Annotated in this window: 10 protein-coding genes; all 10 read left to right on the top strand. The window is 47.7% G+C overall.

All coding sequences use genetic code 11. The annotated features are described in order from the left end of the window. Nucleotides 1–560: 560 nt before the first annotated feature. The 10 genes from HMPREF3027_RS03465 to HMPREF3027_RS03420 all read left to right on the top strand — a co-directional run bounded on the left by HMPREF3027_RS03465 (nt 561) and on the right by HMPREF3027_RS03420 (nt 13,044). Nucleotides 561–1,331, top strand: a complete 771-nt coding sequence (locus tag HMPREF3027_RS03465; protein ID WP_070707089.1) for a hypothetical protein — start codon at nt 561–563, stop codon at nt 1,329–1,331. 128 nt (nt 1,332–1,459) lie between these two features. Beyond that, nucleotides 1,460–1,909, top strand: coding sequence for a hypothetical protein (locus HMPREF3027_RS03460; RefSeq protein WP_070707087.1), 450 nt, complete (start codon nt 1,460–1,462; stop codon nt 1,907–1,909). 477 nt (nt 1,910–2,386) lie between these two features. Then, nucleotides 2,387–3,406 (top strand): peptidoglycan DD-metalloendopeptidase family protein, encoded by a 1,020-nt coding sequence (locus tag HMPREF3027_RS03455; RefSeq protein WP_070707084.1) that lies wholly within the window; start codon nt 2,387–2,389, stop codon nt 3,404–3,406. 539 nt (nt 3,407–3,945) lie between these two features. Next, on the top strand, nt 3,946–4,416 hold the full coding sequence (rimP, locus tag HMPREF3027_RS03450; protein ID WP_070707082.1) for a ribosome assembly cofactor RimP: 471 nt from the start codon (nt 3,946–3,948) through the stop codon (nt 4,414–4,416). A gap of 84 nt (nt 4,417–4,500) precedes the next feature. Beyond that, nucleotides 4,501–5,886: a transcription termination factor NusA gene (nusA, locus tag HMPREF3027_RS03445; RefSeq protein ID WP_021903020.1), complete on the top strand. Its 1,386-nt coding sequence runs from the start codon at nt 4,501–4,503 to the stop codon at nt 5,884–5,886. A 27-nt stretch (nt 5,887–5,913) separates the two neighbouring features. After that, complete coding sequence (gene infB, locus HMPREF3027_RS03440) at nt 5,914–8,814, top strand: translation initiation factor IF-2 (RefSeq protein ID WP_070707080.1); 2,901 nt, start codon at nt 5,914–5,916, stop codon at nt 8,812–8,814. Between the two features lie 116 nt (nt 8,815–8,930). Next, nucleotides 8,931–9,461, top strand: coding sequence for a CvpA family protein (locus tag HMPREF3027_RS03435; RefSeq protein WP_070707077.1), 531 nt, complete (start codon nt 8,931–8,933; stop codon nt 9,459–9,461). A 6-nt stretch (nt 9,462–9,467) separates the two neighbouring features. Next, the gene (gene sufB / locus HMPREF3027_RS03430) at nt 9,468–10,910 is read left to right on the top strand and encodes a Fe-S cluster assembly protein SufB (protein ID WP_070707076.1); all 1,443 of its coding nucleotides are present in this window, start codon (nt 9,468–9,470) and stop codon (nt 10,908–10,910) included. 47 nt (nt 10,911–10,957) lie between these two features. Next, nucleotides 10,958–11,719, top strand: a complete 762-nt coding sequence (gene sufC / locus HMPREF3027_RS03425; protein WP_070707073.1) for a Fe-S cluster assembly ATPase SufC — start codon at nt 10,958–10,960, stop codon at nt 11,717–11,719. After that, complete coding sequence (locus tag HMPREF3027_RS03420; RefSeq protein WP_070707071.1) at nt 11,716–13,044, top strand: SufB/SufD family protein; 1,329 nt, start codon at nt 11,716–11,718, stop codon at nt 13,042–13,044. The genes sufC and HMPREF3027_RS03420 overlap by 4 nt, the downstream gene beginning before the upstream one ends. Nucleotides 13,045–13,396 lie beyond the last annotated feature (352 nt).

The raw sequence follows: 13,396 nt of genomic DNA, 5'->3' as shown, positions 1-13,396 counted from the left end.
GGTTAATACACCATGAAACCCCTTCGGGGTTTTCACTAATCACCAACAAATAACAGGCTGCTAAAGAACCCCGCAGAGGAGGTTCGATTTGTTGTAGCCCCCATTCGAGGTACGCAGAGCCGATGAACGTGGGTAAATAAGGCAACCAAAATTCACGACCCCTTGTGGGTCGGACAACCTTATTCCAGGATTAATTTTGATGCCCTAGACATTATTGTCCGACCCTCCCACACACCCACAAGGGCTCAAATATATACGTGAATTATCGCTACTCAAGATGGTATGCTAGATTTCGAGCTAGTAGACTCAATTTAGGGGATTAAATACATACCCACAAAAGAAACGCCAGCAAAAGATTTGGTCTCAATGATTTAGTTGTGTACATTTGCGATATCCTCTCCTGCAATTAGGAGGATTTTGGACAGCAAGAACTCACGGGGCGTGACTTGACAGGAGCCTACCAGTTTAAAGTCTAGAACTAAATAGTATATGCTTGTATGATATTTATTACCACCAAGCACATAACACATAATGAAGCCACATAATGTAGCTATACCTTTATGAAAAGTATTTTGTCAATAATCTTATTACAACTTCTTTTTCTTGTTGATTCCTGTTGCGTGGGATCTTCTCAAAACAGCATGTATCATCCAATTGATTCCATATCAACAAATTATTCTCAGAGTAATGTAGCATATTATGGCATTCGACTTTGGCCGAAGGAGAATTCGAGTGGGGAGGTTAAGAAAGGAAATGTAGAAAATAGAATTTTCCTTGTGTTAGATATGGGTGATACCTTGACTATTATATCCGATGACTCTCGATTATTTAATAATAACATTTACTCTATAGCAACCAAGAAGAGGGCTAGGCAAATATATAAGGGATATCAACTGGATTTTGATGATGAAGTCCCCATGGGATTTTGGGCAACATCTTTGTCGGATACGATTCTTTACGAAAAGGCTCCCATAAAATCTGCTTGCTATCAGTTGTCCAAGGGTATATTAAGAAGTGACCTTGCAATTGATATGGTTATAAAGGAGGGAATGACAATAGACTCCTTAATAAAGGATACAGAACTTAATAACAGTTCCTTTCCAAATTGTTTGTCGAAATATAAGCATATTGCCATAATACACCCAATGGCCGTTCGTTCAAATTTTGTAAATAAAAAGATGGGGGTAGGTTACCAAAAAGGTCTTGGCGACTTCACAATGCTTCTTTTGACAATAGATAATCACAAAATATCATCGATTGAATTTACGAATTTTGGAAAAGAAAGGATGACTGATGGTTTATGCATAGAAGAATGTTTGAATTTCAGATAAATCTTTTCTGTAAATAAAAACTTGTGCCAGCTATCACCTCACCTATACCTAACAGGACTCTACAGCGTAAGAAGTTACAACTCGGCAATGTTCGTGGCATCAACTTTTAATAGACGAAAAGGACGCAGATGAAAACTATTTTATCAAAAACCATTTTATTGGTATTTGTCATATTACTCTCTTGTAAGATGGATGCTCAGTGCCTACCAGATAGTAGCCTGTATAGCCATATAACATATATAGATGGAAAATGTGAGCGAGAAATAGAATGTATATTTCAAGGGATAGGCAGAAACCCTTTGGATGGAGACACGCTAGGGATAGCTTCTGCGATAAAAAAAGAGATAAAAGAGATCCCCAAGAGTTCAGTTTCGTTTGTTTATAAGGGTCAGAATTATTATATCAGTATAAAAAACGAGTGCGACACTAGGAGAATTTCCTATGGTGAGAGGATAAGGATGAGAATTCTCTTTTTTGAAGGGATAAAGCAACCATATAGTTTTATACATCCTTTTGCTATCATAACAAAAGTGGAACTCTGTCATCCCCGAAAGAGGATTAACAAAGTAGTGAAATAATCTCTATAAAGCTCTTGCCGTGAGCCCTTCATCGGAGTGCTTCCAACCCTATTGTATCGTCCGACCTGTCTGACTTGTCCGATTAGGTACCCCAAAAACTGAGTTGCAACTAAGCATTTGCTTTGTTGCAACTCGCCATTTGCCGAGATGCAACTAACCGATTGCTTAGTTGCATCTCAGTTTTTACTTATATATATAGGGTGCTATATAGGGTGCTGTAAGAGGTCCCTATTTTCCATCTTTCGTGGTCATATTCCACCTTAAATTGTACCTTTTGTGTGTTAATAACGCAGAAAAAATGCAAAAAAACAACCGAGGTATAAAATATATTGGTATCTTGCGAGCGATTGTGATGGTTTTATCTGTGGACTTCGGGTGGTAGGAAGCCCTATTTCTCGTTCTTTGGATATAATCCTTACGGTCATTTCGTGTTTACAACCAATTTTATTTGAGAGTTTTTTATCGGAATTCTAAGTAATGACGAGTAGGATTTTTACACTTCTATGTTCGTGCCTATCCATTGGTTTATTGGCGAGTGCTCAGGTGCCCAATTATACCGTTGGAAAGCAGGTCGAAAGAAAGCAAGAGAGTAAAACACCACCCCCCGCTGACACCTCTACAGCGATAGCGGAAGTGGCAAAGTTAATGGCCGACAATGATGGCTTCCTGAAGAATAACAAGAAGCTGGCCGATTATACCAAGGCAATTAATAAGTCTATGGGCTTTGGTACTGCTTCGGAGGAGGATCTGCAGTATCCTTCTATTGATCTGTATGGCGAGCAGTCGTGGCACAACAATGCGGTCAATCCCTTTATTGGGAGCTTGAAAGCTGAGGTGCCTGATAGCTTTATGGTAGATCTATCTCAGTTTGTCTATCCCCTTGATGAGCTGAAGCGAGTGAATAGTCGCTATGGCTATCGCCGTCGTTTCCGGCGCATGCACTACGGAATTGATATCTCGGTGCGTGTGGGAGATACTATTCGGGCTGCCTTTGATGGCAAGGTGCGAATGGTGGACTTCGACCGCCGTGGTTATGGGCACTATGTGGTTGTACGCCATACCAATGGATTGGAGACCCTCTATGCGCATAATTCTAGGGTGTTGATCAAGGAGAATCAGATTGTGCGTGCGGGTGATCCGATTGCGCTCGGTGGTAGCACTGGTCGCTCTACAGGTCCACACCTCCATTTCGAGACGCGTTATCTAGGGCAAGCGATCAATCCTGATCATCTCATTGATTTCAATACAGGTGTGCCAAAGTGTGAGGAGTATCTGTGCCTCGCCTCTAAGTACAATGGCGGAAATGGTAGAGGGGCTATCAATAGGGCTAGCCATAGGGCTTCTAGTAGCGGAGTGCAGATGTATCGTATCCGTCAGGGGGATACGCTCTCCACAATTGCCAAAAGGCACGGTACCAGTGTCAATAAACTATGTAGCCTCAATAACATCTCTTCACGCACCACTCTTAGGGTAGGGCGTAGTATCCGAGTGAGGTAAGGCAATACATACGATATCATTAAAGATATCAGAGGCTCCAGACTTAGCTGTATCGGCTGAGTGTGGAGCCTCTCTTTTTAGGTGGAGCTATTATGTCTAATGCTCGCTTTGAATCAAATGTGCGAGAAAGGCACCTTGTCCAACATTCTCACCTATGGGGAAAGGACCTCGGCAGAGGTCCATGTTAAATAGGCACAGGTCGGAGGGGCAAAGCCCCGAACGACCTGTGTGTAAGAGCATATCCACCACCTCCTTGACCCCTCGGCCGGGGTCGTAAGGGTGTTTTGCACATCGTTATACACAGGTCTTCGGCACTGCGTGCCTTGACCTGTGCCTATTTAACACGAACCCCTCAGCCGGGGCCCTCCCCTTTAGGTACGCCTATGAATGCCCTACGGTAAGACCTTTCTAATGCGTAACCCCTGCATTCAAAGGCCTAAGATTCATCCAATAGTAATATTTTTTGTACCTTTGTAGCGGAATGGTTGATGAGGGGACTCTGACAAGCAGTCTTCTCATCTTTGCGTATATCTAGTTTTATGATAGAGATAAGAGACATAGAGACATTGGTGGCTTCATTTATTGCTGAGCATGAAGGGTTTTTCCTCGTAAAGGCAGAGGTGATAGGAGCAAATCGTATCGAGGTGGAGGTGGACCACGATAGCGAGCCAGTAGATATCGACACCATTGTAGCACTTACCAAGCACATTGAGGCAGGACTGGATAGAGAGAAGGAAGACTTTGAGCTCGAGGTCTCTAGTGCAGGCCTTACCACTCCACTTGTGGGTGTGAGACGTTACCGGAAGTTTATTGGTAAGGAACTGGAGGTGCTACTTAAGAAGGGAGTGAAGGAAAAGGGTGTTTTGGTCAGTGCCGATGAGGAGGGCTTTGTGCTCGAGGTGATCCGGATGGAGAAGCCCGAGGGAGCACGGCGGAAGCAACAGGTGGTACATCAATTGCCCTTGAAGTATGAGGAGGTAAAGCAAGCCACCTATTTACTAAAAGTATAAATAAGAGAGATGTGAGCGGTAGGAGAGCTAAGATGCATTAGCTCGGTGATTATCCCAACACAGCACGATACATATTAATTTACAATGGCGAAGAAAAAGGAACCAACGATGATGGAGGCCCTTACCGAATATATGGGCCTAAAGAATATTGACGAGGATACAATGGTCAAGGTGATGGAGGAGTCTTTGCGTAATGTGATCGCAAAGATGTTCGGCACCGACCACAACTTCGATATCATCGTCAATCCTCTTCAGGGAGATCTAGAGATTTGGCGTCGCCGCATTGTGGTGCCAGATGGTGAGGTGGAGAATGAGATGCAACAGGTCTCCATCAGCGAGATTCGTGCTCTAGGGGAGGACGATATGGAGCTAGGTGAGGAGTATGTGGACGAGGTGAAGTTTGCCAAGTTCGGCCGCCGTGCCATCCTCAATCTCAAGCAATCACTCTCTAGTAAGGTGATGGAGCTGGAGAAGGATACCCTTTACGCCAATTATAGCAAGCGGGTGGGAGAGCTGATCAATGCCGAGATTTACCAAGTTTGGAAAAAGGAGGTGCTCCTTATGGATGATGAGGAGAATGAACTGATCCTGCCTAAGTCTCTTGCCATTCCACGTGATCGCTTCAAGAAGGGCGATCGTATCTGTGCTATCATTGATAAGGTAGAGTACAATAATAACAACCCTAAGATCATACTGAGCCGTGTATCCGACCTATTTATGAAGCGCTTATTCGAGCGTGAGGTGCCGGAGGTGCAGGATGGGCTAGTAACCATCAAGGCAGTAGCGCGTATCCCTGGCGAAAAGGCCAAGGTGGCTGTGGAGAGCTACGATGAGCGTATCGATCCAGTAGGTGCTGTGGTGGGTGTGCGTGGAAGTCGTATCCAAGGAGTAGTTGGGGAGCTTTGTAACGAGAGCATCGACGTGGTACAGTACACCAGTAATCCAGTGCTATTTGTGCAGAGAGCACTCGCTCCTGCAAAGAATATGGAAGTGCACCTCAATGAGGAGTCAAAGCGTGCCGACGTATATCTCGATAAGGATCAAATCTCAGAGGCCATCGGTAAGGGCGGTAAGAATATCAAGCTAGCCGGAATGCTCACTGGCTATGAAATAGATATTTACCGTGACGAGACTCAGACAACCGACCTATCTGACCTTTATCTCACTGAGTTTGATGATGTGATTGATGATTGGGTCATTGATACCTTCAAGGGCATCGGTTGTGATACGGCTAAGTCGGTGCTTCGCCATACCAAGGAAGAGCTGGTACGTGCCACTGATCTGGAGGAGAGTACGATAGAGTATGTGATGCAGGTGCTCATGACGGAGTTTGACGATCATGAGTTGCCTAAGGATCAATATGGACACCTCCCAGAACGGGATCCACGATACTATGCACCTTACGACGAGGAGAGCACAGAGAGTGTTACGGAAGAGCCAGTAGCTACTGAGGAAGAGGAGGAGAAGTAATATAGAGCTTAAGGAGGAAAGGAGAATATGCCCAGCATAAAAGTAAATAGTATAGCTAAGAAGCTAGGAGTCGGATTTAAGACCATCGTTGAGTACCTCAACGAGAAAGATGACTCAAAGCGGTACAATGTCAATAGCAAACTGACCACAGACCAATTGAGGGATGTGGTAAATGAGTATGGAAATGAACTTCCAAAGGAGGAACGCACCAAACTACTTGAAAGCTATACTGAGGACTCTGCACCTACGTCGGACGCAAAGGAAAAAACTGCATCCGAAAAGGAGGTGAAGGAAAAGGAGAACCCAAAGCAGGAAAAAGCTCAGCAAAAAGAGACTGAGAAGGGACCTAAGGTGCTGGGAAAGGTGGAGCTTGATAAGAATAACGAGGTGGTGAGACCAACTCCTAAGAAGGAGGCTCCCAAGGCTGAGGCTCCTAAGAAGGAAGCTCCTAAGGCTGAGGCTCCCAAGAAGGAAGCTTCCAAGGCTGAGGCTCCTAAGAAGGAATCTCCCAAGGCTGAGGCTCCCAAGGCTGAGGCTCCCAAGAAGGAAGCTCCCAAGGCCGAGACTCCTAAGAAGGAATCTCATAAGGCCGAAGCTCCTATGAAGGAAGCTCCTAAGACCGAGGCTCCTAAGGCTGAGGCCCCTAAGAAGGAGGCGCCCGAGGCTATATCTGATAAAGCCGAAGAGCCAAAAGATGACAACGTGAAGTTGCTCACGACTCCTGAGGTGGAGATTAAGGTAGTGGGTAAGATTGACCTCTCTTCATTTGATGAGAAGAAGAAGTCGTCGCAAAGGAAGCGTAAGCGCATCCGCGGTGGTAAGGTCAATGTTGAGCAGGAAGGTAAGAAGCAACAAGGTCGCGAAGGAGGCAAGGCTAAGCAAGGCGCTACTAAAAAGGGACAAGGTGCCCAAGGTGGAGCTCAGCAAGGTAACAACCGCAATAATAACAACAATAAGGCCCAGCAAAAGCAAGGACGCAAAGCCAAGCGCAAAGCTAAGCAAGAGGAAAAGCCTGAGATTACACAGGAGGATATCCAGAAGCAGATCAGGGAAACAATGGCGGCTATCCAAGGTGGACGACGTAAGTCTACCAACCAAGCTGCTAAGTATCGTAAGGAGAAGCGCGAAGCACACCGTCGTGAGATAGATGCTGAGGAGCAGGCACTACAAGAGGATAAGACGCTACAACTCACTGAGTATGTAACCGCCAATGACTTGGCACAGATGATCGATATCCCTGTTAATGATATCATCATGCTCTGCTTCAACCTTGGTATGATGGTCTCTATCAATCAGCGACTAGAGAAGGATACCATTGACCTCATCCTTGATGAGTATGGATATACACCTGAGTACGTAGAGGCTCAGGTGCTGGATATGATTGAGACGGAAGAGGACTCTGAGGAGGATCTGAAGCCACGTGCTCCGATCGTAACGGTGATGGGTCACGTAGACCATGGTAAGACGTCTCTACTGGATGCTATCCGCAATGCCGACGTGATTAAGACGGAGGCGGGAGGAATTACGCAGCACATCGGTGCGTATAGCGTTACCCTCGAGGATGGTCGCAAGATTACCCTGCTAGATACTCCAGGGCACGAGGCCTTTACCGCCATGCGTGCGAGAGGTGCCAAGGTAACCGATATCGTGATCATCGTAGTGGCGGCGGATGATGGTGTGATGCCACAGACAAAGGAGGCTTTGAGCCACGCGTCACTTGCCGGCACTCCAATCATTTTTGCGATCAATAAGATTGATAAGCCACACGCTAATCCTGATAAGATTAAGGAGGAGTTGGCCAATCTCAATTACCTCGTAGAGGATTGGGGTGGTAAGTATCAGAGCCAAGAGATTTCTGCAAAGAAGAATATCGGTATCCAAGAGCTACTCGAAAAGGTATTGCTTGAGGCGGAGATGATGGACCTTAAGGCCAATCCAAATAAAAAGGCAGTTGCTTCGGTGCTGGAGAGTACTATGGAGCAAGGCCGTGGCTACACCACCAAGGTGCTGGTACAAGAGGGAACTCTCCATGTGGGGGATCATATCTTGGCAGGTTCCAACTTTGGTAGGGTCAAGGCGCTCTTCAATGAGCGTGGAAAGAATGTAGAGTCGGTGGGGCCTGCTGAGCCAGTAAAGGTGCTCGGACTCAATGGCGCTACTCAGGCGGGTGAGATCATGAATGTGCTAGATACCGAGCAGGAGGCTAGGGAGATAGCTACTCGCCGTAGTCAGCTCAAACGTGAGCAGAGAGAGCGGACGCAGCACTTGCCATCGCTAATGGACCTGAGCCGTCGTATTGCCGAGGGTAATGTTCAGGAGCTTAATATTATCGTCAAGGGAGATATGGATGGTTCGGTAGAGGCCCTTTCGGACTCTATTGTGAAGCTCTCTACTGATGAGATCAAGGTGAATGTTATTCACAAGGGTATCGGACAGATCTCAGAGAGTGATGTGATCCTCGCTTCGGCTTCGGATGCTATCATCATTGGCTTCCAGGTGCGTCCTGCACAAGGGGCTAAGAAGCTAGCTGAGGCTGAGGGGGTAGAGATCCGTACCTACTCTATCATCTACGATGCGATTGATGATGTCACCACCGCTATGGAGGGTATGCTTTCGCCTGAGATCAAGGAGCGTGTCACTGCCAATATCGAGGTGCGCGAGACCTTCAAGGTATCCAAGGTGGGTACCATTGCCGGATGCTATGTGGTGGAGGGTAAGGTGTCTCGTACCGATAAGGTGCGTGTAATTCGCGATGGTGTGGTGGTGCACACTGGTGCCCTCGGGTCGCTCAAGCGCTTCAAAGACGATGCTAAGGAGGTGGTCGCTGGCCTAGAGTGCGGACTTAATATAGAGAATTACAACGACGTACAGGTCGGAGATATCATTGAGGCCTACGAGGAGATGGAGGTAGAGCGTAAGCTCTCCTAATACAGAGGTCGCTCCTCTCTCCACATGAGGGAGGCGCACAGAGCACTCCTCATCTATCTTTTTACGAGCAAGTAACATACTAGCTCAGAAGTGGACAACTAGAGAAATCGAAAGATATGCATTGGTTGGATATTACGCTCCTATTGCTTCTTGGGATAGCTATCCTGAGGGGTTATAGGAGCGGTTTTATGTCGCAAGCGATTCAATTGGGGAGCTGGGTATTGGCGTGGTTACTTGCCGACCCTGCTTCCCAAGTACTTATCGACCTATTTGCTGCAAAGGGGGTGACCCTAACTATGGGCTGGATTACGTGGCTCATCGCTTTCCTGGTGGTACAACTCCTCAGTCGCCTGCTCCTTAAGTTTTTCTTTAAAGGCGTCGGTGTGGCACTAGGGATATTCAATAAGGTGGCTGGAGCACTGCTTTCCCTACTTGTCACCACCATGGCACTGGTGGTGATGCTCAATTGCTACTCGGCCCTCAGTCCACGGTATGGCTGGGGTGGGGTGCCCCAACAATCCACTATCGCACCCGAAATAGTGCGGTTTGGGGAAACAATTCTCCCCACACGGCTGTTAATCCAAAAGGAAGTGAATCAACATCTAACACCTAAGGCGAAGGAGGCAACTCCCGCCGACACGATATAATAATATATGAGCGAGCATTTTGATGATATAATAGACAAGGTGACGCAGTCCGACTATGAATATGGTTGGACTACCGATGTCGAGACGGAGTATATCCCTAAGGGATTATCCGAGGAGACGATTCGCCTGATTTCAGAAAAGAAGGGAGAGCCCGAGTGGATGCTGGAGCGGCGTCTTGATGCCTACCGCCACTGGCTCACCATGGAGCAGCCCGATTGGGCACACCTAGATATCCCTGAGATAGACTTTCAGGAGGTGATCTACTTTGCACAGCCCAAGGCACGCAAAAGCCATGATGAGGAGATGGATCCTGAGCTAGAGCGTACCTTTGAGAAACTGGGTATCCCCGTAAATGAGCGTAAAGCGCTTGCTGGCTATGCCGTGGATGCGGTGGTGGATAGCTCCTCAGTAAAGACTACATTCAAGGAGACTCTGGCAGAGAAAGGGATCATCTTCATGTCCTTTAGCGAAGCCCTCAAGGAGTATCCTGAGCTGATCAAAAAGTATCTAGGTACCGTAGTCGGCTATCGCGACAACTTCTTTGCGGCACTCAATGCTGCAGTCTTCTCCGATGGTTCTTTCGTCTATATCCCTAAAGGGGTGCGTTGCCCAATGGAGCTGAGCACCTACTTCCGTATCAATGCGATGAACACCGGTCAGTTTGAACGTACTTTGATCGTCGCCGACGAGGGGGCTTACGTTAGCTACCTAGAGGGGTGTACCGCCCCCATGCGCGACGATAATCAGTTGCACGCTGCGGTGGTGGAGATCATCGCCGAGACCGATGCCGAGGTGAAGTACTCTACAGTACAAAACTGGTTCCCTGGCGATAAGGAGGGCAAGGGAGGTATCTACAACTTCGTTACGAAGCGAGGCATTTGCCGTGGCGACCGCTCCAAGATTTCTTGGACACAGGTAGAGACAGGTTCGGCCATTACCTGGAAGTATCCTAGCTGTATTCTACAGGGAGATGACTCGGTAGGGGAGTTTTATTCCGTGGCGGTGACCAATAACTTCCAGCAAGCTGATACCGGCACCAAGATGATACACCTCGGAAAGAATACCCGTAGCCGTATTGTCTCTAAGGGTATCTCGGCAGGCAAAAGCGAGAATAGCTATCGAGGATTGGTCAAGGTGAGTAGCGGTGCACAGAATGCTCGTAACCACTCGCAGTGTGATAGTCTTTTGATAGGGGATAAGTGCGGGGCACATACCTTCCCATATGCCGAGGTGCATAATCCTACCAGTATCATTGAGCACGAGGCGACTACCTCCAAGATTTCAGAGGATCAGCTCTTTTATTGCAATCAAAGGGGCATCCCTACCGAGGAGGCGGTGGGGCTTATCATCAATGGATATGCCAAGGAGGTGATGAATAACCTGCCGATGGAGTTTGCCGTAGAGGCACAAAAGCTCCTATCAATCTCCCTCGAGGGCTCGGTGGGTTAAGTGAAGTGAAGAGGATAATTTAGTTTGCTAGAAAATAAGAGATATATATGTTACAGATAAAGGATCTACATGCTAGGATTGAGGATAAGACCATTTTGAAGGGGGTCAACCTCACCGTAAATGCTGGAGAAGTACACGCTATAATGGGACCTAATGGAGCAGGGAAGAGTACCCTCTCCAATGTGCTCACGGGTCACCCTCGCTATGAGGTAACTGGTGGTTCGGTGCTCTACAATGGCCACAACCTCCTTGAGATGGAGCCAGAGGAGCGTGCACAGGAGGGCATCTTTATGAGTTTCCAATACCCAGTGGAGATCCCTGGGGTCAGTATGATTAACTTCCTTCGCACAGCAGTGAATTCCAAGAGAGTAGCACGCGGGGAGCACCCTATGAGTGCCTCGGAATTCCTCAAACTGATCAAGGAGAAGCAAAAGCTAGTGGAGCTCAATAGCGAGCTCACAGGGCGTGCCGTGAATGTTGGCTTCTCGGGCGGTGAGAAAAAGCGTAACGAGATATTCCAGATGGCTGTGCTACAGCCCACTCTCTCTATCTTGGATGAGACCGATTCAGGGCTAGATATCGATGCACTGAAGATAGTGGCACACGGGGTCAATACCCTTCGCTCACCCGAGACGGCGGCGATTGTGATTACTCACTACCAGAGGCTACTCGACTTTATCAAGCCCGATATCGTACACGTACTGCTTGATGGCCGTATCGTGAAGACAGGTGGTCCCGAGCTAGCCCTAGAGCTAGAGGAGCGTGGTTATGACTGGATCAGAGAAGAGCAAGAGAAGGAGGCAGAATGAAAAAGAGTAAGAGAAAGGAAGCACAGCTGGCACTCGCCCAGCACTTCCTCAGTCAGTACCAGCCTGCCCCCACGCACCCGCTCCTAGAGCGTGATCGAGCAGCAGCTAGGGAGTACCTTCAGGAGCGAGGGCTACCTATCTACCGTGAGGAGGACTACCAGTATTTCAAGATTGATGAGTGGCTTTCCAAGGAGTGGCAACTCTCTTCCGCCCCACGCCTTACCGAGGCCGAAGCAAAGGCCTATGCTTGCCGACTTACCTATCCCGATGTGGTACAAGCCTATTTGATTGGTGGCAAAGTGGCACCTTCGGTAGAGGGTCAGGGCTACTTCGCTGGCTCAATCACTGAGTTTGCTAGCAAATACCCTGAGGTGGCGGAGCGATATTATAATCAAATGCCCTCTACCAAAGAGGCACGCCTCACCCAGCTCAATAGCCTCTATAATGAGGACCTATTTGTCTACTATATCCCAGAGGGAGTACACTTGCCCTCCCCTCTGCACCTTATTCATTATCCTTCTTCTTCTAAAGACCAGGGGCAGACGCTTACCTTCCCTCGTATCCTTGTGATTGCCGAGGCGGAGAGCGAAGCTACACTGCATTTCTGCGACCATGGAAAACACGAGGAGGCGACTGGCTATATCGGTGCCATTGAGATCTATGTGGATCGAGGGGCCAAGTTTAGCTACTTCAATATCGAGGAGAGTAGTACCCACAGCCTGCGTGTTATGGAGACCCATATCCAGCAAGCTGAGGATAGTACAGTGATTGTGGATAATGTCACGGTGCAAAACGGAGCTACGCGCAACAACTTCTTTTGCGACCTCGTAGGCGAACGAGCCTCTATCGACCTCGATGGTTTGGGCGTGCTGGACGATGCTAAGCGACTAGACAACTGGTGCTTTATACGCCATAGCAGTCCCAATTGCCACTCCGACCAACTCTTTAAGTACACCATGAATGATACCTCTATTGGCTCTTTCTGCGGTCGGATCTACGTTGCCCCCGATGCTCAGAAGACCGAGGCGTATCAAAATAACCGCAACCTCCTTCTTTCGGAGCAGGCAAAGATGTTTTCCAAGCCACAGCTAGAGATCTATGCCGACGACGTGAAGTGTTCGCACGGTATGACCACAGGTGAGCTCAACGAGCAGGCGATCTTCTATATGCGTCAGAGAGGAATCCCATTGATGGAAGCCAAGCTGATGCTCACTGCCGCCTTTATGAGCGACGTGCTAGAGAAGATTAGCTACCTCCCTCTGCGTGAGCGACTAATTAATACCATAGACAAGCGGTACAGAGGCCTACCTGCCTCCTGCCAATAACCGCTCCCCAATTACAGAATATCCCCGCTGACCCTTCCTGGTCAGCGGGGATATATTTTTGACAGGGATTATTACAGAATTCAAACCAAGAACAAGGTGAAAATTTATTAAAATAAGGTTGAAAAGACCCCCTTCGCAACCTTCTGGAATTCAGTGGTATATATAAGCGTTTGCCGAGATGCAACTAAGCATTTGCTTTGTTGCATCTCGCCATTTGCTTAGTTGCAACTAACCGATTCCTTAGTTGCAACTCAGTTTTTGCTCTCCTCCTACAGGGTGTTATGGAGACAGGGGTTACGCATTAGAAAGGGCTTACCGTGAATGACCTCCCCTCGTGGGAGGTCAGACGGAT

The organism is Porphyromonas sp. HMSC077F02 (assembly GCF_001815465.1).
Taxonomy (GTDB): domain Bacteria; phylum Bacteroidota; class Bacteroidia; order Bacteroidales; family Porphyromonadaceae; genus Porphyromonas_A; species Porphyromonas_A somerae.
Note: the sequence above shows the minus strand (reverse complement) of the source record. Positions and strands in the feature narration are given on the sequence as shown.

Coding starts and splice junctions, on each gene's coding strand:
- HMPREF3027_RS03460 (WP_070707087.1), top strand. CDS start 1,460: ATGAAAACTATTTTATCAAAAACCATTTTATTGGTATTTGTCATATTA.
- sufB (WP_070707076.1), top strand. CDS start 9,468: ATGAGCGAGCATTTTGATGATATAATAGACAAGGTGACGCAGTCCGAC.
- HMPREF3027_RS03420 (WP_070707071.1), top strand. CDS start 11,716: ATGAAAAAGAGTAAGAGAAAGGAAGCACAGCTGGCACTCGCCCAGCAC.
- HMPREF3027_RS03435 (WP_070707077.1), top strand. CDS start 8,931: ATGCATTGGTTGGATATTACGCTCCTATTGCTTCTTGGGATAGCTATC.
- HMPREF3027_RS03465 (WP_070707089.1), top strand. CDS start 561: ATGAAAAGTATTTTGTCAATAATCTTATTACAACTTCTTTTTCTTGTT.
- HMPREF3027_RS03455 (WP_070707084.1), top strand. CDS start 2,387: ATGACGAGTAGGATTTTTACACTTCTATGTTCGTGCCTATCCATTGGT.
- nusA (WP_021903020.1), top strand. CDS start 4,501: ATGGCGAAGAAAAAGGAACCAACGATGATGGAGGCCCTTACCGAATAT.
- rimP (WP_070707082.1), top strand. CDS start 3,946: ATGATAGAGATAAGAGACATAGAGACATTGGTGGCTTCATTTATTGCT.
- infB (WP_070707080.1), top strand. CDS start 5,914: ATGCCCAGCATAAAAGTAAATAGTATAGCTAAGAAGCTAGGAGTCGGA.
- sufC (WP_070707073.1), top strand. CDS start 10,958: ATGTTACAGATAAAGGATCTACATGCTAGGATTGAGGATAAGACCATT.